Origin of the sequence: Terasakiella sp. SH-1 (genome assembly GCF_004564135.1) — a bacterium.
Taxonomy (GTDB): Bacteria; Pseudomonadota; Alphaproteobacteria; order Rhodospirillales; family Terasakiellaceae; genus Terasakiella.
Window position 1 is genome coordinate 3,515,143 of record NZ_CP038255.1, and the last position, 21,391, is coordinate 3,536,533.

Sequence of the window (21,391 nt, forward strand, 5' to 3'; positions counted from 1 at the left end):
CGCGTTTTAGGAATTATTACAATGAATGAGATCGGAAAAATTATTCGAGAATGTCTTATCGAAGCATTGGAATTGAATGAACATTCATTACCAACTGAGATTTCAGTTGAAACGGTTGAAACATGGGACTCGTTAGCACACTTGAATCTAATAGATTTACTTGAAGAACGTTTCGATATTTCAATCGAAAATGTAATTGCCCCGACATTATTAAATGAAAAAGAGATTATTCAAGCTATCAAAAAAACTCTAGGATAAAATGTCAAACGCCCAAAAAAAATCCATTGAGCTAGCTTCTTATCTGGATCGCCTTTTTCCTATTCTGAGAAGTATAACAGGCAATGGTGTGCGAGAAACGTTCTTAATACTTTCTGAGATCATCCCTTATGATGTTCTTGAGTTCCCCTCAGGAACCAAAGTATTTGATTGGGAAATTCCACCAGAATGGAATGTTGAAAAAGCGCAGATTAAAGATGATCTGGGTAATGTTCTTGTTGACGTGGATGATCACCCTTTACATATATTGAATTATTCAATCCCTTTTAGTGGTACGGTCTCTCTAAACGAATTACAGGACCATTTATATAGTTTACCTGAACGCCCAGAAGCTATTCCGTATGTTAGTAGCTATTATAAAGAGCGATGGGGGATGTGCGTTTCAGAACAGCAAAGGCAAGCTCTTAAACCGGGAAATTACCGTGTAGATATTCAAACATCACTTGATCCTAATGGCTCATTATCTATAGCTGAATATGTTATTCCTGGTCGCTCAAAAAAGGAAATCCTTTTTACCGCTTATAGTTGCCACCCAGGGATGGGAAATGATGAGATGGGTGGAATGATTGCTCTTACCCTATTAGCGGATCGTCTTCTTAAGAAGAAAAATTTTTATACTTATCGTTTCTTATTACACCCAGAAACCATTGGTTCCATTTCCTATCTCGCGCATAGAGGAAAAGAATTAAAACAAAACCTTCATGCAGGACACGTTATTGCTAATATATGTTGGGAACAACCCTTTAATGCCAAACGAAGTAGGTGTGGTGGAAAGGTGGACCAAATTCTTGAGTATGTTTTAAAGCATGAGCGCTATGAACAGGGAGTTTTAAACGATTTTTCACCATTAGCTTCAGATGAACGACAATATTGTTCACCTGGTTTTAACCTCCCTGTTTGCTCAATCTGGCGGGGAGATCCTTATTTCCAAGAATATCATTCTTCTCTTGATTCAAAAGAAAAGATATCAACTGATGCCATATGGGAAACTGTCGATTTTTTCGAGGAAATCTGTAGCTCTCATGAAATGAATTTAACTTATCAAAATCTTTTCCCCGATTGTGAACCGCAGTTAGGAAAAAGGGGGCTATATCCTACAATCGGTGCTTCAAGTAGACGTACTCAAGAACTTGAAGCACTCCTATGGGTCTTAAATTTATCTGATGGTAATCATGATTTGCTTCAAATAGCAAAAAAAAGTGCAACCTCATTAAAAATTATCAGTGAAGCTGCACAGAAATGTGAGCAGGCCGGCCTCTTAGTATCTATTTGCAAATAATATATACGTTTCTTCAAACTGGAGAGTACCTTCTGTTAAACTGAGATTTACAGGAGGAATAAATGAGTCCTAGAAAATCTGATGAATTTATAAACGTGAAGCTGTTCAGCTTGCACTGGCAAGTGGATTATCACGGAAACAGGTTACTGCCGGTCTTAGTATTGGCATGTCCACCTTGAACAAATGGGTCGCTCAGCATAAGCATAATGATTTGATGTCACGCTCCCATGATGACCTTTACAAGGAACTTGTCCGTCTTCGGAAAGAAAATCGCATTCTCAAGGAGGACGTGATATATTAAAAAGGCTGACCATCCGCTTCATCTGCTGTGCAAAGCCTTCAATATCAGTCCCAGTGGCTATTACGATTGGCGAAAGCGGCCCATGTCACAACGTCAGCGTGAAGACCTGATTTTGTTGACCAATATTCGCACGATCCATAAAGAGAACTACCAGTCTTATGGCGTGAACGCATGACGGATGAATTGCGAGATCTTGACTTCACAGTCAGTGAGAAACGTGTCGCTCGTTTGATAAAAGATAATAATATCAAAATGGTACGTGAATAGCTCCTATTTCCCTAGACGCCTTGATCTCTCTTTTTTGCTGTCGTTCGAATTCATTTGGTGACAGCATTTCGTTCCTAGCATGCTTGCGTTTTGGATTGTAGAACATTTCAATATAGTCAAATACATCCTGCCTTACATCCGCTCTGGTTTTGTAGACCTTGCGCCTGATGCGTTCACGTTTAAGCAGGTTAAAGAAGCTTTCCGCAACAGCGTTGTCATGACAATTACCGCGACGGCTCATAGAATGTTCCAAGTTATGAGATTTCAGAAACGAAGCCCATTCAATGCTGGTAAATTGTGAGCCCTGATCGGAATGTATGACGACTTTATTTTTAGGTTTTCGCCGCCACACAGCCATTAATAAAGCCTGCAAGGCGAGTTCTGTCAGTTGCCTGCTTTGCATAGACCAACCAACAACTTTTCTGGAATAAAGGTCAATAACAACCGCTAAATATGAATATCCTTCTGTCGTTTTAATATAGGTAATATCAGTTACCCAAAATCGATTTGGTTCCAGAACATCAAATTGTCGATCAAGTGTATTATCAACAACAATAGACGGTTTTCCTCCATATTGGCCAGGGCGACGTTTATATCCGATCTGAGTAAAATTCCTGCCAGATGAGCTAAACGTGCGACACGATTGGGGCTTATGAATTCGCCTAATTCGCACAGATCATCATGTAACTTACGATAACCATAGACCTTGCCACTCTCTTCCCAAGCCTGCTTGATAAGCTCCGTTTGACGTTGGTCTTCAAGGGCTCTTTTGCTGAGCGGTGATTTCAACCACGCATAAAACCCGCTTGGATGAACTTGCAATATACGGCACATGCTTCGGATCATAAAATCAGAACGATGCACCTTCATAAAGGCGTACTTCACTTGGCATCTTTTGCGAAGAACGCCGTGGCCTTTTTTAAGATGTCTCACTCCTCGGTGACACGGGCCAACTCTTTCTTTTAGCGACTGATCTCGGCAGATTGTTCCATAACTTCTTGGGCAACAGCTGGCAATTTAGAAAACCGCTTACGCCATTGATAAAGCGAATGTGTGCTGACACCTAAACGCTGGGAAACTTCTGCGACTGAATAGCCCCGTTCCGTAATCTGTTTTACAGCATCAATTTTAAATTCATCGGTGAAATAGGATTTGGATATTGAATAACTCCTTGCCTCATTTTGTAACCGACAAGGTGTCTAGAAATCTAGGGGCTATTCATTGCTATTAATCAACCCCTTTTCACCATGCTTGGCATACTCACGTTTCCTGCGATGAAAAGTGTCTCGTGAAATCCCAAAATAACGACAAGCTTTGGAAGCATTGCCGATTTCAACAGCGTAATTCAGAACCTTGATTTTGTGCTTAACAACACGTTCGTCTGCAGGTGTCATGGTGGACCTCAAAATACATGATGTAATTATTTACAAAATGTCAGGCAAGGTCCCAAGATCCACATTTGATAATAGCGGTGAGTTTATTCATTTTGCCAAGATCGAAGACGTTTTGGACATCGAAGCCTACTTTTGTGACCCGCATTCACCTTGGCAACGTGGTGGTATCGAAAACACAAATGGCATTATTCGGCGGGACATGCCGCGAAAAACAGACATCAAGGATGATAGCGATCAGGACATTGATGACATTACATGGAACTTAAACACCACACCCAGAGAATCCCTTGGGTTCAGGACACCCGCCGAGGCATTCTTTCACAATCTTCAAAATTACACTTTATACGTGTATTCAGCGGGTGCGAATGGTGTTTCAATGGAGGTACAACTATGCAGACCTCCTAAAGTAACTGAAAACATGATATAAACAGACTAAACACTAAAACTTAGCTACTCCATCCCCTTAAATATAGTTCCTGCCTCCTGTTCATTCATTAACAAATCAATAATGGCCATATATGGAATAAATTCAGCCCCAGTAACTTGTTGATAAGTTGGGTGGATATAATCTTGAAATTTTACTTCAATATTCTCTCTTTCAAATGAAGGAAGATCAAGATAGTTACGTCCAAGAGACCCCGAAAGGTAAGAAGTTGCAGAAAGTGACTTGCAGATATCAAGTACTAGATCGCTTTTTTGACTATCAAAAAAACCGAGTTCAGAGGATTTGATTATTTGTGTCGTAATTCCGAGTTTGTGACAATAGTAAGTTAACATCTCAAAGCATATGTCGCTAAGAGTTCTAAATTCTTTCTGATAAAACTCAGAAATTTCAGGAAAAATTTCCTTATAGCAAATTGCCTTTTTATAGTTTAGCCGAATTGAATTCAGGTGTTTTTTTTGCCACTTTTGTTTTGAATCGATTTCAATTTCTTTTAAAGACAGTTCAAATAATTTTCCTTTGGTTAAGACTGGTATACTTAACCATAAAGGGCCATTTGCGGTTAAAATTTTATTTCGATTCTGAAAACTGTTTTTCTGAAATTGAACAGTATCTAAATACACAAAAATATCACTCTGGATAATCTTGTCCATATAACCAAGCCAAGGAAGATAAGCTGGCTGATGAATACTGATTTTCATATAATGATGTTTCCTTAAGAAAAGTTCACATCAGACAATGAGATACCCTCATTTGCTCTTTTAGATACTTTTAGAATTGAACCTTCGATATTAGTCCATTCTCCTAAAAAGGATCCCTTATCAGCACGTTTAAAACCAACATTCTTTTCACTTAAAACTGTGCCTGGTTCTAGGTTTATTTTGGCAACAATTCGGCGGCGCATAATTTTTTTACTTTTTAATTCTTCATCACTGGGCGTAATATAATTACTTCCCATTGCAGCTTCTGCAAAACGGATATCACGAACTAACTGAGACATTTCCTGGGGGTCCATTGAGAACCAGTGGTCTGGACCAGCTAGGCTATGGTCCATAGTAAAGTGCTTTTCTATCACTCTAGCTCCCATTGTAACAGCTAATGTAGAAGCAAGCGTACCTTGAGAGTGATCAGAGAAGCCCCAAATGATTTCTGGGTATATTTTTTTAAGTAGTGGAATTTGATTTAGATTCAGAAATGCTGGCCCTGCTGGATATATGGATACACAATGAAGTGCAATTATTTGAGACCAATGATCTTTTAATGCAGATAATGTATGATCTACTTCTGCAAGATTTGCCATCCCCTTTGAAATGATTAAAGGTAAGCCCGTTTCCGCAAATTTCTTTAGATTTAGAATGTGATCAAAGTCGTCAGAGCCAACTTTAATAGCTTCAAGTCCAAGGGTCTGCATTAATTCTAAATTAACCATATCCTGGACAGTAGTCATAAAGAAAATATCTTTTTTCTCACATTCCTGAATAATCTGCGCCCACTCATCAGCTGTAAATTCAAAACGTTTAAACATTTCAAATTCACTTTCGGTAACTTCTTTACCTTGGGATTGATATGTAAATGTTTTTTCTTTATCAGCACAAAATTCTTCAGCAGAAAAAGTCTGAAACTTTACACAATCGCATCCAGCTTCTTTAGCGGCAGCAATAAGTTCAAATGCGAGAGAAAGGTCACCATTATGGTTGGCGCCAGCTTCTGCTATTACATATGCAGGTTGGTCATTCCCAACCAGACGATTACCTAATTGTACTGTATGGCCCATAATGATTGCTTTTCGTTCTAAGCTTTCTGAAGAAGATAAGTTTTATCAATCAGTCCAGCTTCATCTTTACATTCCAGAAGATGTGAATTTACTTCTTCTAAATTACCACAACGATCTATAAACTCTTTTGCGAAGTCACATTTCCATAAGAGGTCGGAATTTCCGCGATATTTAATCTCAGTGTATTCCGGTGCATAATATTCTGTACCCCAGATATATTTTCGGCTTACCCGGGTCATTTCTTGCATGACTTGTGTGATATTATCTGGAGAAATATGAATGAGAACATTGTTTGTAAAGACCAGATCAAAATACTCATCTTTAAATGGAATATCCAAGGCTGAGCCTTCAATGAAATCAATGCTGTGGCAATATTGTTTTGCTTTCTCAATAGCATCTCTTTGAAGTTCAAGTCCAAACAAGTTTTTGAAACCTTTGCCTTGTAAGGCGCGGAGCTGGTTGCCAATATTAGCGCCAACTTCTAGGATACGGATATCACGATCCAAATCTTTGAGGAGAAGATCAATAATTTCTGCTCGAGTTATTCCATATCGCTCAATATAAAGCGCTTCAAATGCTTTCTGATTCTCAAAGGTATTGCGATTTGTGTAGTTTTGGCCAAAATCACCAAGCCACACTTTTATTTGATCTGTCTGCATTTGAGCACTCTTTCAAATCTATATCTAAATATTGTTACTTTTTGGGCAGATCAGTAGAATAAGTCAAGATAAAGCTATTCATCTAAATGAATCAGGGAATATATATTTATTCCAATCATGAATAACATTATCAAGAGTATAACGCTGTGCCGTTTGTCGTGCTTGAAAGGCCATACCGTCTAGTTTATTGTGATTTTCAATAAATCTCAATAGGGTAAAAGCCCATTCCCTTTCATTGTTACATGGGATAATCGCCCCAGAAACTTTATCTTCAATTAAAGATTCAATTGAAGGAATCGCATCGCTGGCGATAGAGGGAATCCCATATGACAATGCTTCAAGAAGAACATTTGGGGTTCCCTCGTAACGTGAGGGTAAAGCAAAGATTGATGCTTTTTTATAGTATTCAGTAACGTTTTCTTGAAAACCACATAAAGTAATCCTTGTTTCTAGTCGTAATTGAGAAATCAGCTCTGTAAGCATCTCTCTTTCTGGCCCTTCACCTACGATCATAAGGTGCCAGTCTTCTTTTTTATCCGCGACATGAGAAAAGGCTCGAATTAATACATCATGTGCCTTTTGTTGATGCAATCTACCAACAGTCAAAATGATTTTTTGATCACGAGAAACCGGATGATGAGGAAAGCTATGACGTAATGGATTCGGGAGATATCCGAGCTTAGAATAGGGAACATATGATGACAATGTCTCTAAAGCCCCTTGGCTGTTAGCTGTAACTACATCAGCACAGGGATAGAGTTTGGTTCTTAAATAGTCCCAAAATTTTCCGAAACTTTGTTTTGCAGGGTCATTACGCTCAGAAATAACTCGCCTACACTTAAATCCTACTGTTGCCAGAATGGTTAAAATATTCATCGGTGCAATAAAGCTTAAAATCGTATAGCCAGAATATAGTTTTAAAACTTTTCTAAGTTGTATAATTCGTTTAATATTATTGAATAGTCGAGATATTAAATTGGTAGATGGGATAATCCCTCCAATTACATGTCTTGTTATTGCCGGATGAATCGGAAATTTATCCTCACTGACAGGAGCCATTGTGATCAATGCGACGTTCTTGCCATTTGCCGCCCAATAATTCATGACATTATGAGATACATTCTGTGCGCCACCACCTCCCATATCAGCGAGAACAAAAACAACAGAATCTTTGTATAGGTTTTTCATTAATTTGCCATTTGCCGAATAAGATTTATTTCTAACTCAATACGTTCTGACCAAGATGAAATGCGGGGCTTAACTTGTTGAGCAATATGTGTTTGGAATTCTTTGCGCTTTTCAGGACTTTGAATTAAATCAGCAAGACATTTTGCAAGATCACTAGGTTTTGCATTCTTAGGAATAGATGTATAAGTTCCAACAGGCATTAACTCGTCAAACTCTTCATCATGCATTCCTTCCCCAAAAATATTACGTACAACAAAACAACATTCTGCAGAAATTGCCTCAAGATTTGCATTACTTACATGCCCTTGTTTGTTTAAGCAAACGTAGATATCAGCTTTTGCAAGCTCATTTTTTACTTGAGACCCAAGTACAGCACCATAAAATTTTACCTGATCAGCAATCTGTGAATTAGTTACTTTTGTTTCCAAATCATGTTTTAATGTTCCATCCCCAATAATTTTAACTTCTGTTTGTTTTAATAAATCTTGAGGCAAATAAAATAGACTTTCTATAAAGAAGTCTGACCCTTTGAATTCTTCTAAACGGCCAAGAAGCACTATAGAAACTTTTTTTCTATACTCTCTGTTTCTATTAATTTGATCAACACCATTAAGTAAAACATCTCGTGTCACAGTCGGAAGAAGTGCTTTTTCCATCCAAGTTTTCCCTCCACTGCCATCGCCTGTACAGATTACATGGGAAAAAGGGGACTTATATGCCCATCTTAATAAACGTTCAAAGGGGCTGGTACCAGCAAGAGCATGCTGTAAGTCAATGGGGATACCTAACATCCTCAAAACAATAGGAACACTGGTGAAACGTGCAAGTATCGCAGCTTGAAGAACATTTCCTCGATCAATATACACAATATCTGGATTTGAATTTCGAACCCTTTTTAATAGATATATAGCATGTTGAATTTCCCGGATATAAAATGCAAAACGACCTGCCCATCGGCATGGCATTGCTAAAATTCTAATAGGGTTTTTTAATCCATCTATTTGAAATGATTTATTATTCAATGGAGCAAAGTCATCATTTTTATGATTAATATTAAATGACCGCGTCATAATAATTTCAAGATCAATATCATTAGCTTGATCCATATATTCCAACATATAACGTATAGCAGGAGAACCAAAAGGTTCCCATTTTTTTTGCTTAATTGAAGTTTCAAAGCCATTCATCAAACGACAAATAAATATACATTTCATAATATTATGTTTTTTGCCATTTTTCTAAAATTGCCAGCCTTAATGCCATACGGGTCCACCCTTCTCCAGCGGAACGTTTGTGCCATACTTTTTCACTGAACGCTGAGTCTATTCCATTAATCTGTGGCACAGTAGTTTCTAAATTTTTCAAAAGATGGTTTGAGGAAAAAAGGAAACCATGTGTTCCAATATTAAAATCAATATCTTTAAGGTAACTTTTTCTCAATCTTTTTAAAATGTTTTTGCGCCCGAAACTAATCATGCTACGAGGATCAATATGAGAAGCAGCCTCAAAAACATCTTTCGATAAGAATGGGGTCCGAAGTTCAAAACTTTCAGACATACTTGCATGATCTTGAGCAAATAAAATACTTCCTGGAAGTGTGCCATTTAAATCTTCGTAACCAGCTTCCAAATATGGAGCTAACTCATTTTTAAAATAGTTTTCACACCAATCTTGATATCCGTCCAATTTATTTAACCAGCGAACCATTGGATAATTTTTTTCTGCTGAATATATTTGACTTGTTGTTTTACACGCTCTATCGGCGATAGCTTGAAACTTACTGGAAAATGGCCTCAAATATTGTGATGTCGCATAGATTCCATCTAATAAGAAGTGAGGTAGGACATGAAGTTTTCGGAATCTGTACAATGTTGCAACCTTACCATAGCCATAAGCTAGTTCATCGCCCCCTACACCAGTCAATCCAACGACATAATTTTTTTTGGCAGCATGACATATTGTTTTGACTGAAAAAGCACCTGAATTATCACATGGCCCCCCAAAGAGGTGAAGCATATCATCTATATTATTTTCGTTTTCTGCAGGATCGCATTCAACAATATGATGGGGACAGCCTAAATATTTAGCCAATTGACTTGCGATGAAAGATTCATCAATTTTAATTTTGCCAGACAAATAACCTTTTTGAACAAAAGTCAATGTTTCAGGGCGAATATCCAATTCATAACGGCACATCAAAGCAACTAGTGTTGAATCAACTCCAGAAGATAAAAATAAACTTAATGGGACATCGGATATAAGCCGGCGTTCAATTGAAGTAATTAAGGCATCTCGTATACGCTCAAGATCAGCATTTGTTGCCGGGCGGGGGGGGGCGGTAGATAAGGTAGGGCGAGGTGGGAACCAATAACGTGTTTCACTAATAACTTCTTTTGCGTTAAGAGTTACTATAGTACCAGCATCAATTTTCTTTACCCCTTTGTAAGCAGAAGTGCCACCTGGCAGGTAACCTAGAGTTAAAAAACTATATAAATCTGATTGTGAAAGGTTCTTTTCTAATGGTAATAGCTTATCCAAAGCAGATAATTCAGAAGCAAACTGATAACCCGTACTTGTTTCACGCAGAAACACAGGCTTTTCTCCAAAAGGGTCAGTAACAATGTGTGTATAAGTCCCGTCGAAAATAGCAAAAGCAAACATACCATCTAGTTTAGGAACTAAACCTTTCCCCCACTGACGCCACCCATTAAGAAGAATTTCTGTATCGCTTTGAGTGGTAAATTTATGGCCTTTTTCTTCAAGTTCTTGTTTCAGATCTAAGAAATTATATATTTCACCATTAAACGTAATTGTTAACTCGCCCCGTGTCATAGGTTGAGCAGCACGCTTATTCAGATCAATAATTGCAAGACGGCGATGACCAAGAGTAATTGTTTTATCTGGGGTCTGCCATACCCCTTCTCCATCTGGACCACGATGGGATATTGCAGATAATGCATCTTTATATTTTTGGCTTCTGTTTTCTATCGCCGGGGAAACGAGGACTTCTCCTAGGATGCCACACATTAATTGATCCCTTCTATTATGAATGAGTAGAGATAAATTTATTTAGGGACATGAAATTCCATAAGAAATCTGCAACTCTCGGTGGGTTAACTTTTGTGTCATTGGAATAAAAGTCTTCAGCTAATTTCGCGATATGTTCATATTTGATAAAATCAGCATTAAATAACTTCTGAGAATCTCTCATAGAGAGAAGATAAGATTCAAAATCTTGATTTCCTTTCAAAACGGTATCATTTGTTGGCCAAGTTCGAAACATTTCGATTGGCGAATTAGACCTCTCACGAACAATCCTGCGCTTTATCGCTGATAGAGAACGATATAAAAACTTACGATGTGACGAAACAATCGGTAAGTCATCATTGGCATTTCTGATCTTCAAAAATCCAGGATACAGGTATTTCAGTGTGTGTCGAACGAGTTTCCTGTCAAATCGTTGAACCATAGGTATGCGGTGAAATAAGTCAAAAACAGAATTCTCAAATGTTGGTGTTCTTAATTCACCTTGGGTTCGCATTCCAAGATTATCAGGATAACTATAATGACGACTTGGGTCTGATAAGAACAAGTAATGCCAAATATCATCAAGATCATCAGTAAATTGTCGGGCTTCTATTTCAAGTTCCTGAATCCGATCACGGTGTGCAGCTCTAATGTCCTCAATAATGGTTTTGTGGAAACAGTTTTCCACTCCATTGTATTTTAAACGTGAGGAGAAGTTATTGATATAATGATCAGTTAATTGTGAAGGCAACTTAGCTTTAAATTTACCACCAATCCTTCTTGAGGCAAAATCAAAAGAATTTGAGGGCATATACATACCCTGAAACATATAATCAATACCAGTACCACATAGAAATACATCAATATCATTAGGCACGTCATCAAGGCCGAAAAATATGTTGGCAATGTTATATTGTGAACCGTTCTGCTCTAAAGCACCTTGGTACGTATTTAGATAATGTTTTTCATCAATTATAATAGTTTGATGAGGGCAGTTTTTAAGGGCAGCAAGTTCACGTGCTCTGAGAATTTCACGTGTATTATCGTGAAACCCAACAGTAATACTATGTAAAGGGAAATTACAGGCAGCCAGAACTGTTCTTGTATCATGCCCGCCACTTAAAAAAATTCCGGGTTTATTCTTGTCCGAGCATTTAGCTGAAATTGAATTTTTTAGCGCTATTCCCAGTTTTTCAGCATTTTCAGCAACTGAGCCAGAAAGTTTTTCAAAATTTGGTTGATAGTATCTTGAAAGAGAACAAGTAGCATTTTTCCAAATCAGGTGATACCCGGCACGTAAAAATGAAATGTTTCTAGCAAGAGTATAGGGACCATGAACACGTCTGAACTTTAGAAAATCATATGCAGAAACAGGATCCCAATCTAATTTGTTTTTTTGTTTTAAGATTTCACAACAATCGTTAAAAGAAAAGGCTCCAATAAATGAACCTTCATCAACACTGTAATGAAATTGAGTTGAAGCAAAACGATCAGTAAAAGTGTGAAGAGTGCCATTTTTTTTATCAATCACGACAATAAGAAATTCTCCATTTAACTCTTCAAGAGAACGCTCATTATCAAGTGCATCTTCAATCATTTCAGTGGGAACGGTTTTAGAAACTCTTCCATCTTTGATAAGATGACCAAAAACAATTATAAAATGCTTCTCTTGCTCTGAAATCAGTGGTGTATATTTCAAGCCTTGATAGCTAATTGTACATTTTCTTCCCGGAAATATAACAGAATAGCTTTTTTCAGGCGTAAAAGGAATTTCAATAGGTTTTGATTCTGCAGGTTGGCATATAACCGTTATTTGTTCACGCAATAGCATTTTAAAATGTGTCTTAAATATTGATGTCTTTATAAAACTTATGAAGGATAATATAGTTCCTGAAAAGAGCTATCTCTTAACTGTAATGCTTTTACAAAAGCCTCTTCTAATTCCTCTCCATCCAATTCAATTTGGTTATCATCGGAATAAACTAATGGAAGGCGTACAACTCTTTTTTCCAGAGAGGGCAAAGCATCATTCATAAATGGTGTTCGTCCAGGGTCAAAGATAACGATCGGCATTTGACTAAGAAGGCCAGTTCGAAATGTTGTAGATTGAGGATAATCCATCAACATGATATCGGCGTCATTATATGCTTCTTCAAAGGGTCTATTATCTGCCTTTATACCTGCCATCTTAAGGAGTTGTTGAGGAAAACCAGCCTTGCATCCAGGGTGTGGTTTTACAACAACTTCATAACCCTTGCTAGATAAGTACATAAGCAGTTTAGTCTGAAAATCAATTTGGGCTATATCAAATTGAAGTGCAGGAAAATAATATCTTTCTATCATATAATGCGAAGGTACATAGATAATTTTCAAGTGTTTCCCAGATTTCCTGTCCCATTTTCTTGGTACATCATAAAGTGGGACAGGTGTTTTTTCTAGTTTTATAGAATTATCTGTAAGTTTATAATCTGGAATAATTTGTTTTTGAATTGATTGAAGGTGGGCATCACTATAAGCAATAAACTTTTGACAATAAGACCATTCGGTTAAAGCAAATTCAGGACAATCCATCCAGCCACAACCTGTACCGTGATCGTGCGCTGTATTTTCTCCTCCATTTTTATAAATAATATGGGCTAAAATTCGGTTTGCAATATTGCCCATAGACGGTGCCCAAAAACGATAAGGTAAATTTTTCTGGCTCTTTTCCGCAGTAACAAGCAGTAAATTGGTTGTATCAAGCAATTGAATAAAAGATTGCAAGATTGATTTGCGATATAATTTAATATCGGCCAAATTATTTTGGCTAAAAAGAGATAGCACAAGGTCAACAAGTTCGTTTGCAATATCATTATTAGCAAAATTAATAGGACTGCTTTTCTTAAGATCAAACCATTGTTGGTAATGAGATAAAACTAGGTTTTCCTCTTTGTAATCAGCTAGATCTTGTATCCATTTTTCAGAAGAAAAACATAGTATTTGTTTTTTTCTAGAAATTATTTTTGAAGGGCGTCTTGAAAATTTATCTTTCTTTAAAGGTGAAGCAAGCCACCTTAGCCACATTAAACCGCGAGAATTTTTATCCAATATTTTATGAAAAGCCGCATCAAAATTTGATGACGCAATATTATTATGCAGAAGATTCTCTAAAATACTATTTTCTTGATCAAACCTTGGCTGAATCCCTTTTTCAAGGCAACTTTCTTTAATACGTGCAAAAATAAAAAATTGTACGGCCTCAAGACCAAGATAAATAAGACATAGCCACGCAATCTCTGCTTGGCGGTTTTGTTCTATGTTATATGTGCGCAAAATTGCACAAGCTTGCTTACAAAAAGTTTTAACAAAAACATCGGTTTCCTGATTTGAAACAGGTAAAAAGAAGTTTTCTACACCGCTTGTATCAAACTTAATATCTTTTGGGTGATAATTTAAAACTGGCATTAGTTATTCAATATTTAGATAGTTGTTTTTCTTTGCAAACGTTCATATTTCCATTCTAACCTTTCCCAATCAGCTTCATTATTAATGTCACAGCTATATCCATGGGGGACAAGGAAGGCCTGAAGTTTATTTGCTAGTTTATGACAGTCATATTGAGCAAGAATGCGTTGATCAAAGAAATAAAATAAGCCGGAATCCGTAATGGTTGGTTCTAAATCTTGTGAGTTTATTAGAACTTTATCTGGAAAAAGAGGATACCAAAATCCATCCTCTTTTTGCGTCATTGCCCAAAAGGCAGGTTCATGAAAAGGTTCACAACTCATCAAAACTTCCGGTTCATCTTTTTTGAATTGTTCATATGCTTTAAGGTAAATTTCCGCCGGGACTAAGGCTGCAGTTGCCAGACAAAATAGAACCTCATGATCATTTTCTTCTGCCTTCATAAAACGGGGAATATCATGACGAATAAGGTCCGTGAAGCCGCTAATACTATCAGCAAGATCAGGAGAACGTAATTCTAATGTTTCTGCCCCATATGAGCGCGCAACTTCGGCAATTTCTTCATCATCTGTTGAAACATAGACATTCGATAAGAAATCTAGTTCCTTTAAATGATTAATGACGTGCCCAATAATAGGTGTACCATCAAGTTCTCGGATATTTTTACGTGGAATGCGTTGGGAACCGCCCCGCGCCGGTATATAAGCAAACACTTACCATCCTCCTTTGAACAATGTCACTGTCCAATTTTATCTTTAATTAGCTTTACTACTAATTCACTACCCGCACCATGAATATATGCGCATTGGTTCTCATAAATTCTCGCCAATTCAGAAGGTGAGTTTTTTATTTGTGAGATAAGTGAATTTACATTAGCAGCACATAGAGGTGAAGGGCCACCAAGATATGTCAGAAGGCATTGTTTCTGAAGCTTATCTGCCATAGCAAGTTGGTGGTCTTCAACAGCAATTGCAAACATTGGAATACGTGCTGCAATAAGTTCGTAACAAGTTGTACCACAAGCAGTAAAAGCAAAATGGGCTCTTTTTATATACGGGATAAGACCATTAGGTGCGATATGATGTGTAATCTTTAAAGCTGATTCTTGAGATGCTTTAAAAACAATTTCAGGACAGGGGTGAGAGGGACCGATAATTACATCAAACTGGTATCCTTCAAAGAGAGTTGGTTCAATATTTTTAATAAGCCAAGCTGTAAAGCCCCCGGGATCTTCCCCTCCTGTCGTTAACAATACATGCGTTTTGTCTTTTTTTTCTCTCTCATGAGAAAATAGCTGCTTATTTAAAAAGTTATATTCCAATCCGCATAATACGGTCCTGTTATTCTGTATCGGGTATGATGTTTTTTTTGCAAACGCATTGTTATTAATAAGAAAGTCACAATCAAGGTCTCGGAACTTTTCATCATCAATGCAAATAAGACAAGACAGATTCCTATAGCGGGTACTCGTTCCCACAGTAAGGTCACGACTGTCTATTAGCAGACAATAAGGGGCTTCTGCATTGACTAAATTGTGTAAGAAAACAAAGTCTTCTTCCGATCCGACAATCCCGTGAGATACTATACAATTAAACCCATTCTCTTGTACGAAAGTCACCCCTTCTGGTGCATTTGGCTGCAGAATAAAAACAACTTCTAGATTATGAGAGCAAAATTCACGAGCAAGATTGCAGCAACGAACAACATGTCCTAGACCATAAGTTCCTCCTGCATCGCATCTAATATAAACTTTTGGAATATTCATTCTAAAGATCAAGACTACGAATCAGAGTAAATGCTTCAGCATATTTAACTCCGACCTGAGTTCCTCGATATTGAGCCAGTGATCTTAGCACTTCTTCTGACCTAGGATGTGGGGCAGGTAGCATCTCGTCTTCATACGCCTGCATAGCCTCAATTTTTAGATCGATAGTTTGAGTAACATCTACAAAAGAAGTCGCCATAAAGGGTTGAAGTGGATTCCATTCTGTTGAAGAAAGAACTTCGTATGCATAAATTGCTTTAAACGCACGGGATGTAGCAGGTCTAGCCGCAGCCAAAAGAGCCTTATAGCTCAACCGATGGTCAATATTGGCATCATGTGCAGAATGACCAAAGATACGCGTAGGGTTAAAGTCTTTAATATGATGTTCTATTTCTTTGGTAAGGTCGATGAGGGAAACTTCATCTAAACGACAACAATAACGTGAACCGAGGTAAATCTCTTCTTCCGTCATTCTTAAAAATTTAAGAGCTCTGATCGCATTTTGATTACGCTTAACTGACTTTTCTTTAACTTCAGCGCTTTCAAGGACTTTCTCATCATATCGAGCGGTTACTCCTTCTGCTAAAAAAACAACTCTCACAGGAATGTTTTTTTGTCTAGCCAGAGCAATAGTCGCACCGCACCCTAACACTTCATCATCAGGATGGGCTGCAATAATCAAAAAACGTTCAGATGAATCAAACATTTAAATCCCTTGAAAATCAATCTAAAGCTTGTAGGGACACTTTATTCAAAATCATCAAATGAAAGCTGATGATTAGCTGGAACAGCATGGCGTAACTTTTTTGATAAAACCTCATTATAACGCCATGCGGCAATCCCATCCCCAGGTTTTTTATATGATAGGTCCTTTTCTTGAATACAGTCACCTTTTCCTAGTGCTTTGGTGGTGACAATACTCTTCTCAAAAACTTTTTTCATATCTAAATATGGTGAAAGGTCATCTTTGTTGACTGGGTTATCTAACATTTTCCAGATACTCTTAATACCCCGGCAGAAGGTCGTAAACTCTTCTGGTTCCATCGCATTAGCTGCGTCACTACCATACATTGCCTTTGAAAAAGTAAGATGTTTTTCAATGCAAACAGCTCCTAGTGCAGCAGCAGCAAATGCAGCAGCACAATCTGTTGTATGATCAGAAAAACCAACAGGCAATTTATAATGGTTGGTCATTTCAGAAATAATATTTAATCCAACACGCGTTGGTGGGCAGGGGTAAGCCGAAGTACATTGCATGATCATAATTTCTTGGCAGTCAGATAGAGCTGTGATTGCACGTCCCAGCTCTTGCCAGTTACTCATGCCAGAAGAAAGCAAAACAGGTTTTCCAGTTTGAGTAATCTTTTTTAATAAAGGGGTGTTGCTGACTTCACCTGATGCGACTTTATAGCAGCTGACATTGACTTTTTCTAAGAGATCAACAGCTTCTAAAGAGAAGGGGGATGATAGAAATTGCACTTTATTTTCAGAACAACATTGTACAATTTGCTCCCATTGTTCAATAGAAAAGGCGGTTCGTTTAAAGTATTCAAGCCTTGGCTCGCCTTTAAAATAAGGGGGCATTGGAGCATTTGGTAAAGTTTCAGCTTCAGCAATATGCGTCTGAAACTTGACAATATCAGCTCCGCACTTTGCAGCAAGTTCAATTAACTTTAATGCATTACCGAAAGAGCCGTCATGGACAGAGCCAATTTCAGCAATAATTTTTCTGTCAAAAGATGTGGCTATCATTATTTAAATTTCTTGCAGTTTTACTGTTTAATCAATACGTCCATAATTCTAAAGTAGTTTTTATCATTTCAAACAATAGATTGATATAAGAAAACAAGTATCAATAGACTTGAATTTTATCTAATGAATTTTTACACATGCTTAAATATCTTAATAAAATTTTCCCCAAAAGAGGCTCAGACAGATGAATAAACCAAAATTAATTATATGGGGGGGATTCTGGACAGAACACCGAGAAAATCTATTACTTGAAGAATTAAATTCTCATGCTTCTGTTAACGCCTTCTTTTTAAGAGAAAACCTAGAGCAGTATTTTACAATTGTTTCAATTACAAGCTTCTTAGATGCTTTAGATATTTTGCACCACAAAGATGCTGTGGCAGTTTTATCCACTTTCCAAGCGGGGTTTACGCGCCTCAAACAAGACAAGCCTAATATTTTTGAGGAAATCAAAAAGAACTTTAATGGAAAAATCGCATCAATAGTCGACTTCGCGAGCTTACAGCCTTATGCTGAAGACATTCTTTTTACTGTTTTAAAACCTGAAAAAAACTGGAAAGGGTGTATTAAGCGTTTTGTAAATAGATCGGACGTCATCCATATGGGATGGAGTGCAGCAGCTAAATATTGTACCCCGAATCAAAAGAAAGAGCCGACAAGAATTTTTCTGGATCATGGGCATTATAGTGGTGATGATTTTACAGGAGTTTTCGTTTCTGCTTTAAATAAACTCTCTTTAGATACAAGCATCCCCCAATTTGAAGTATATCTGCAAGAGAATAAAGGTATTGGGAGCTGGCCATTAGGTACAAGCTGGCATGACGAAAAATATGACCGTCAGCAAAAGGTTTCTTGGCCAGATATTATGTCTGAATATGGGAAGAGCCATATTTTTTGTGTAACTCACCGTGAAAGTGCTGGTCTCGGCGTGATTGAAGCAGCTATGAGTGGAGCGTTAATTTATATTCCACATGAAGGTAGTCCTTTTATTCGTTCAGAACTGTTGGAAACAGGCCTCAAACATCGATTACTTCCCCTTAATGAAGAGTATATATATAAGCAGTTAAAGGCTGACATTATAAAGGGGGTTCATTGTCAAGAGAACCGAGAAATGGTTGAAAGAACACATGACTGGTCAATCGCAGCTAAACGTATTGCTCAAATATTCACATAATTATAGCGTTAATAGAGTGCTAATAATCTTATTTTGACTTTCTTCATCAAGATATGGGTGCATTGGTAGGCTGAGCACTGACTGTGATAGAGTTTCAGAGTTTTGGAGGCCGCCTGGAGCTATATAAGAGTCGCGATATGCTTTTTGTCGATGTAATGGAATTGGATAATATACCTGAGTTGGAATATTATTTTTGTTACACTGTTCTTGTATTTTTTCTCTATTTGAGACAGTTAAAGTATATTGAGCCCATGTTGAGCTAGTTTCTTTTGGAATGAAGGGTGTTGAAAAATGCCTTTTTAGTACAGAAGAATATTTTTGAGCAATAAGCTCTCTTTGATTTAACTCATCTTGAAAAATTCTTAATTTCTCAAGTAAAATTGCAGCTTGAATCGTGTCTAAGCGACTATTAAGACCAACCCTAATATTGTCATACTTATACTCCCCTTTTCCATGAAAGCGTAAGGATTGGAGGAGGCTAGCATTTTTAGCTTTCTCCGTAAAAACCGCTCCTCCATCACCATAACAACCTAAAGGTTTTGCAGGAAAAAAGCTTGTTGTTGTGTAATCAGCTAATGTACCAACAACATTTCCTTCATAAATTGCACCAAAGCTTTGGGCTGCATCTGCAATAAAAAGTAATTCTTCTTTATCTGCTATTTTGCGAATAGCCTTATAATCACAAGGAAGCCCAAATAAATCCACTGAGATAATCGCTTTTGGGTTTAATCCTCTTGATTTTGCATCATGAATAGAATCCTCAAGGCTTTCTGAACACATATTGAACGTTTGAAGATCGACATCAACAAAATAAAGGTTAGCGCCTAAAAGAGAAGGGGCCTCAGCTGTTGCAACAAATGTAAAAGCTGGGAGAAATACAGTATCACTGGAAGATATATTTTCTGCCATTAGGGCTAAAGATAGTGCGTCAGTACCGTTTGCGCATGTAATACAATGCTGTGCATTGCAAAAATCAGCTAATTCCTTTTCAAGAGAACGAACCTCAGGACCTAAAATATATTGACCATGTACCAAAACATTGGAAATCGCTTCTTTAATCTGGTCTCCAATAATTGCCTGTTGAGCCTGCAAATCAATAAATGGGATTTCTGTCATTAGGTTTCTTTTTGCAACTGGTTTTCGTTATTCAACCTATATTGCTGCCCTGAAAGAGGACAAACTAGATCATCGTCGAGTTTCCCTCCTTCTTCACTCATCCAACCAATTTGGCACGCAGGAACACCTGCCATAAGAGCATAAGGCTTAACATCTTGCGTTATAACAGCACCTGCAGCAATAAACGCATATTCACCAATTGTATGCCCGCAAACAATTGTTGCATTAGCGCCAATTGTAGTTCCCTTTTTTACAAGTGTACTTCGAAATTCACTTTTGCGGTTTATTTCTGCACGGGGGTTATTCACGTTAGTGAAAACACATGAAGGACCACAAAAAACGCCATCTTCCAATTCAACGCCTGTATATAGGCTTACATTATTTTGGACTTTACAATTATTACCGACTTTAACATTAGGCCCTACAACAACATTTTGTCCAAAGCTACAGTTAGACCCAATAATAACATTTGGTAAAATATGTGAGAAATGCCAAATTTTTGTCCCAGCTCCTATTTCACAGGGATCATCAATATATGCACTTTCGTGTACAAAAAAGCAATTTTCACCTTGCTTATTGCTCCTCATTATATAAGTCCTCGTGCCATCGGATGGATATCACCTTTATTAGGGGCTAAAGCCATTGTCCTAATTGCAGAAACCATTTCAATGGATGGACGGACATCAATAAGGCCGTAACCATTACCGCTTAAAATCTCTTGATAACTTTTGGTATGTAAATCAGTGAAGCCAGAAGAAAATTCAATCTCTTTTCCATCTACAGTAATTGATCGGTATGTTGGTTGTTTACCCTGGACACTTTCCGGAAGATCATTTCGATCAATAGACAGAAACCAGCGAACCTGGGCTTTTTCTAATTCGAGATAACCAGCAGCTTTACTAGCTTCACGCAAGTGAACATTATTTTGTTTAGCTTTACCAAATATATAAGTCAGCATGTCATAGAAATGGACGCCAATATTTGTTGCAATACCGCCCGATTTATCTTCATTGCCTTTCCAAGAATTGTGATACCAATTACCACGCGAAGTGATATAACTTAAATCAACCTCCCAGATCTTATCTGGAGAACTATTGATTTCTTCCTTTAACGCAATAATGGATGAATGAAGGCGCAATTGGAGAATTGTATTGATTTTTTTACCATAGTGAGATTCAAAATCCTCAAGGGCATCAATATTCCATGGGTTTAGTACAATTGGTTTTTCACAAATCGCATGCGCACCTGATCTTAATGCAAAACGGATATGCGCATCGTGCAGATAATTGGGTGAACAAATAGACATATAAGAAATTGTCTTATTTTCACGTTGAAGTTTATCAATATAACGGTCAAAGCGTTCAAATTCTGTGAAGAAACGTGCTTCAGGAAAATAAGAATCTATGACGCCTACAGAATCGAATGGGTCAAAAGCTGTTTGAATAGAGCCTCCATTTTCTTTGATCGCATTCATATGACGAGGTGCGATATAGCCCGCTGCTCCAATAAGTGCAAAATTTGTCATATTGATAT

General features: G+C 37.5%; 20 protein-coding genes and 2 pseudogenes. 5 read left to right on the forward strand and 17 right to left on the reverse strand.

Features of this window, described 5'->3' with window-relative positions:
* Positions 1–21: 21 nt before the first annotated feature.
* The 3 genes from E4K71_RS16570 to E4K71_RS18605 all read left to right on the forward strand — a co-directional run bounded on the left by E4K71_RS16570 (position 22) and on the right by E4K71_RS18605 (position 1,856).
* Positions 22–258 (forward strand): acyl carrier protein, encoded by a 237-nt coding sequence (locus tag E4K71_RS16570; RefSeq protein WP_135081469.1) that lies wholly within the window; start codon positions 22–24, stop codon positions 256–258.
* Position 259: 1 nt separating this feature from the next.
* Positions 260–1,555, forward strand: a complete 1,296-nt coding sequence (locus tag E4K71_RS16575; protein WP_135081471.1) for a DUF4910 domain-containing protein — start codon at positions 260–262, stop codon at positions 1,553–1,555.
* Between the two features lie 115 nt (positions 1,556–1,670).
* Positions 1,671–1,856: a hypothetical protein gene (locus E4K71_RS18605; protein WP_346504522.1), complete on the forward strand. Its 186-nt coding sequence runs from the start codon at positions 1,671–1,673 to the stop codon at positions 1,854–1,856.
* A gap of 247 nt (positions 1,857–2,103) precedes the next feature.
* On the opposite strand, the pseudogene E4K71_RS16585 reads toward E4K71_RS18605, so the two are convergent.
* Together E4K71_RS16585 and E4K71_RS16590 are read right to left on the reverse strand one after the other, a co-directional pair.
* Positions 2,104–3,283 (reverse strand): annotated as a pseudogene (locus E4K71_RS16585) (IS3 family transposase).
* Between the two features lie 54 nt (positions 3,284–3,337).
* Complete coding sequence (locus E4K71_RS16590) at positions 3,338–3,517, reverse strand: helix-turn-helix domain-containing protein (RefSeq protein WP_135081473.1); 180 nt, start codon at positions 3,515–3,517, stop codon at positions 3,338–3,340.
* Between the two features lie 37 nt (positions 3,518–3,554).
* Here E4K71_RS16590 and E4K71_RS18505 point away from each other — a divergent pair.
* A pseudogene (locus E4K71_RS18505) lies at positions 3,555–3,737 on the forward strand (IS30 family transposase); the annotation flags it as partial.
* 230 nt (positions 3,738–3,967) lie between these two features.
* Here E4K71_RS18505 and E4K71_RS16600 read toward each other — a convergent pair.
* The 12 genes from E4K71_RS16600 to E4K71_RS16655 form a co-directional block, all read right to left on the reverse strand.
* Positions 3,968–4,660: a WbqC family protein gene (locus E4K71_RS16600; protein ID WP_135081477.1), complete on the reverse strand. Its 693-nt coding sequence runs from the start codon at positions 4,658–4,660 to the stop codon at positions 3,968–3,970.
* Between the two features lie 14 nt (positions 4,661–4,674).
* Positions 4,675–5,733 (reverse strand): N-acetylneuraminate synthase family protein, encoded by a 1,059-nt coding sequence (locus E4K71_RS16605; protein WP_135081478.1) that lies wholly within the window; start codon positions 5,731–5,733, stop codon positions 4,675–4,677.
* Between the two features lie 17 nt (positions 5,734–5,750).
* Complete coding sequence (locus E4K71_RS16610) at positions 5,751–6,392, reverse strand: pseudaminic acid biosynthesis-associated methylase (RefSeq protein WP_135081479.1); 642 nt, start codon at positions 6,390–6,392, stop codon at positions 5,751–5,753.
* Between the two features lie 78 nt (positions 6,393–6,470).
* On the reverse strand, positions 6,471–7,580 hold the full coding sequence (locus tag E4K71_RS16615) for a glycosyltransferase family 4 protein (RefSeq protein ID WP_135081481.1): 1,110 nt from the start codon (positions 7,578–7,580) through the stop codon (positions 6,471–6,473).
* A complete protein-coding gene (locus E4K71_RS16620; RefSeq protein ID WP_135081483.1) occupies positions 7,580–8,794 on the reverse strand; it encodes a glycosyltransferase family 4 protein in 1,215 nt (404 codons plus the stop codon). Before E4K71_RS16620 ends, E4K71_RS16615 begins: the two co-directional genes overlap by 1 nt.
* Positions 8,795–8,798: 4 nt before the next feature.
* Positions 8,799–10,607: an asparagine synthase (glutamine-hydrolyzing) gene (gene asnB, locus E4K71_RS16625; protein WP_135081485.1), complete on the reverse strand. Its 1,809-nt coding sequence runs from the start codon at positions 10,605–10,607 to the stop codon at positions 8,799–8,801.
* A gap of 16 nt (positions 10,608–10,623) precedes the next feature.
* Positions 10,624–12,438: an asparagine synthase-related protein gene (locus E4K71_RS16630; RefSeq protein ID WP_135081487.1), complete on the reverse strand. Its 1,815-nt coding sequence runs from the start codon at positions 12,436–12,438 to the stop codon at positions 10,624–10,626.
* 38 nt (positions 12,439–12,476) lie between these two features.
* A complete protein-coding gene (locus tag E4K71_RS16635; RefSeq protein ID WP_135081489.1) occupies positions 12,477–14,051 on the reverse strand; it encodes a hypothetical protein in 1,575 nt (524 codons plus the stop codon).
* 14 nt (positions 14,052–14,065) lie between these two features.
* Positions 14,066–14,764, reverse strand: a complete 699-nt coding sequence (locus E4K71_RS16640; protein ID WP_135081491.1) for an acylneuraminate cytidylyltransferase family protein — start codon at positions 14,762–14,764, stop codon at positions 14,066–14,068.
* Positions 14,765–14,787: 23 nt separating this feature from the next.
* Positions 14,788–15,816 (reverse strand): hypothetical protein, encoded by a 1,029-nt coding sequence (locus E4K71_RS16645; RefSeq protein ID WP_135081493.1) that lies wholly within the window; start codon positions 15,814–15,816, stop codon positions 14,788–14,790.
* A 1-nt stretch (position 15,817) separates the two neighbouring features.
* Positions 15,818–16,522, reverse strand: coding sequence for a PIG-L deacetylase family protein (locus tag E4K71_RS16650; RefSeq protein WP_135081494.1), 705 nt, complete (start codon positions 16,520–16,522; stop codon positions 15,818–15,820).
* A 41-nt stretch (positions 16,523–16,563) separates the two neighbouring features.
* The gene (locus tag E4K71_RS16655; protein WP_135081496.1) at positions 16,564–17,568 is read right to left on the reverse strand and encodes an N-acetylneuraminate synthase family protein; all 1,005 of its coding nucleotides are present in this window, start codon (positions 17,566–17,568) and stop codon (positions 16,564–16,566) included.
* 184 nt (positions 17,569–17,752) lie between these two features.
* Here E4K71_RS16655 and E4K71_RS16660 point away from each other — a divergent pair, with 184 nt between their 5' ends.
* Entirely contained in the window at positions 17,753–18,742 is a 990-nt protein-coding gene (locus tag E4K71_RS16660; RefSeq protein WP_135081498.1) for a hypothetical protein, read from the forward strand.
* Here E4K71_RS16660 and E4K71_RS16665 read toward each other — a convergent pair whose 3' ends face one another.
* The 3 genes from E4K71_RS16665 to E4K71_RS16675 are packed head-to-tail and all read right to left on the reverse strand — an operon-like array spanning position 18,743 to position 21,383.
* Positions 18,743–19,858 carry a DegT/DnrJ/EryC1/StrS aminotransferase family protein gene (locus E4K71_RS16665; RefSeq protein WP_206201921.1) on the reverse strand — a complete coding sequence of 372 codons (1,116 nt, stop codon included), beginning with the start codon at positions 19,856–19,858 and terminating at the stop codon, positions 18,743–18,745. It lies immediately after the preceding gene.
* Positions 19,858–20,445, reverse strand: coding sequence for an acyltransferase (locus E4K71_RS16670; RefSeq protein ID WP_135081500.1), 588 nt, complete (start codon positions 20,443–20,445; stop codon positions 19,858–19,860). The genes E4K71_RS16665 and E4K71_RS16670 overlap by 1 nt, the downstream gene beginning before the upstream one ends.
* The gene (locus tag E4K71_RS16675; protein WP_135081502.1) at positions 20,445–21,383 is read right to left on the reverse strand and encodes a Gfo/Idh/MocA family oxidoreductase; all 939 of its coding nucleotides are present in this window, start codon (positions 21,381–21,383) and stop codon (positions 20,445–20,447) included. The genes E4K71_RS16670 and E4K71_RS16675 overlap by 1 nt, the downstream gene beginning before the upstream one ends.
* Positions 21,384–21,391 lie beyond the last annotated feature (8 nt).

Bases quoted from the DNA above. Each gene is read 5' to 3' on its own strand.
- E4K71_RS16620 (WP_135081483.1), bottom strand. From the start codon at position 8,794: ATGAAATGTATATTTATTTGTCGTTTGATGAATGGCTTTGAAACTTCA.
- E4K71_RS16570 (WP_135081469.1), top strand. From the start codon at position 22: ATGAATGAGATCGGAAAAATTATTCGAGAATGTCTTATCGAAGCATTG.
- E4K71_RS16645 (WP_135081493.1), bottom strand. From the start codon at position 15,816: ATGAATATTCCAAAAGTTTATATTAGATGCGATGCAGGAGGAACTTAT.
- asnB (WP_135081485.1), bottom strand. From the start codon at position 10,607: ATGTGTGGCATCCTAGGAGAAGTCCTCGTTTCCCCGGCGATAGAAAAC.
- E4K71_RS16675 (WP_135081502.1), bottom strand. From the start codon at position 21,383: ATGACAAATTTTGCACTTATTGGAGCAGCGGGCTATATCGCACCTCGT.
- E4K71_RS16660 (WP_135081498.1), top strand. From the start codon at position 17,753: ATGAATAAACCAAAATTAATTATATGGGGGGGATTCTGGACAGAACAC.
- E4K71_RS16635 (WP_135081489.1), bottom strand. From the start codon at position 14,051: ATGCCAGTTTTAAATTATCACCCAAAAGATATTAAGTTTGATACAAGC.
- E4K71_RS16670 (WP_135081500.1), bottom strand. From the start codon at position 20,445: ATGAGGAGCAATAAGCAAGGTGAAAATTGCTTTTTTGTACACGAAAGT.
- E4K71_RS16610 (WP_135081479.1), bottom strand. From the start codon at position 6,392: ATGCAGACAGATCAAATAAAAGTGTGGCTTGGTGATTTTGGCCAAAAC.
- E4K71_RS16650 (WP_135081494.1), bottom strand. From the start codon at position 16,522: ATGTTTGATTCATCTGAACGTTTTTTGATTATTGCAGCCCATCCTGAT.
- E4K71_RS16615 (WP_135081481.1), bottom strand. From the start codon at position 7,580: ATGAAAAACCTATACAAAGATTCTGTTGTTTTTGTTCTCGCTGATATG.
- E4K71_RS16575 (WP_135081471.1), top strand. From the start codon at position 260: ATGTCAAACGCCCAAAAAAAATCCATTGAGCTAGCTTCTTATCTGGAT.
- E4K71_RS16600 (WP_135081477.1), bottom strand. From the start codon at position 4,660: ATGAAAATCAGTATTCATCAGCCAGCTTATCTTCCTTGGCTTGGTTAT.
- E4K71_RS16590 (WP_135081473.1), bottom strand. From the start codon at position 3,517: ATGACACCTGCAGACGAACGTGTTGTTAAGCACAAAATCAAGGTTCTG.
- E4K71_RS16630 (WP_135081487.1), bottom strand. From the start codon at position 12,438: ATGCTATTGCGTGAACAAATAACGGTTATATGCCAACCTGCAGAATCA.
- E4K71_RS16655 (WP_135081496.1), bottom strand. From the start codon at position 17,568: ATGATAGCCACATCTTTTGACAGAAAAATTATTGCTGAAATTGGCTCT.
- E4K71_RS16605 (WP_135081478.1), bottom strand. From the start codon at position 5,733: ATGGGCCATACAGTACAATTAGGTAATCGTCTGGTTGGGAATGACCAA.
- E4K71_RS16665 (WP_206201921.1), bottom strand. From the start codon at position 19,858: ATGACAGAAATCCCATTTATTGATTTGCAGGCTCAACAGGCAATTATT.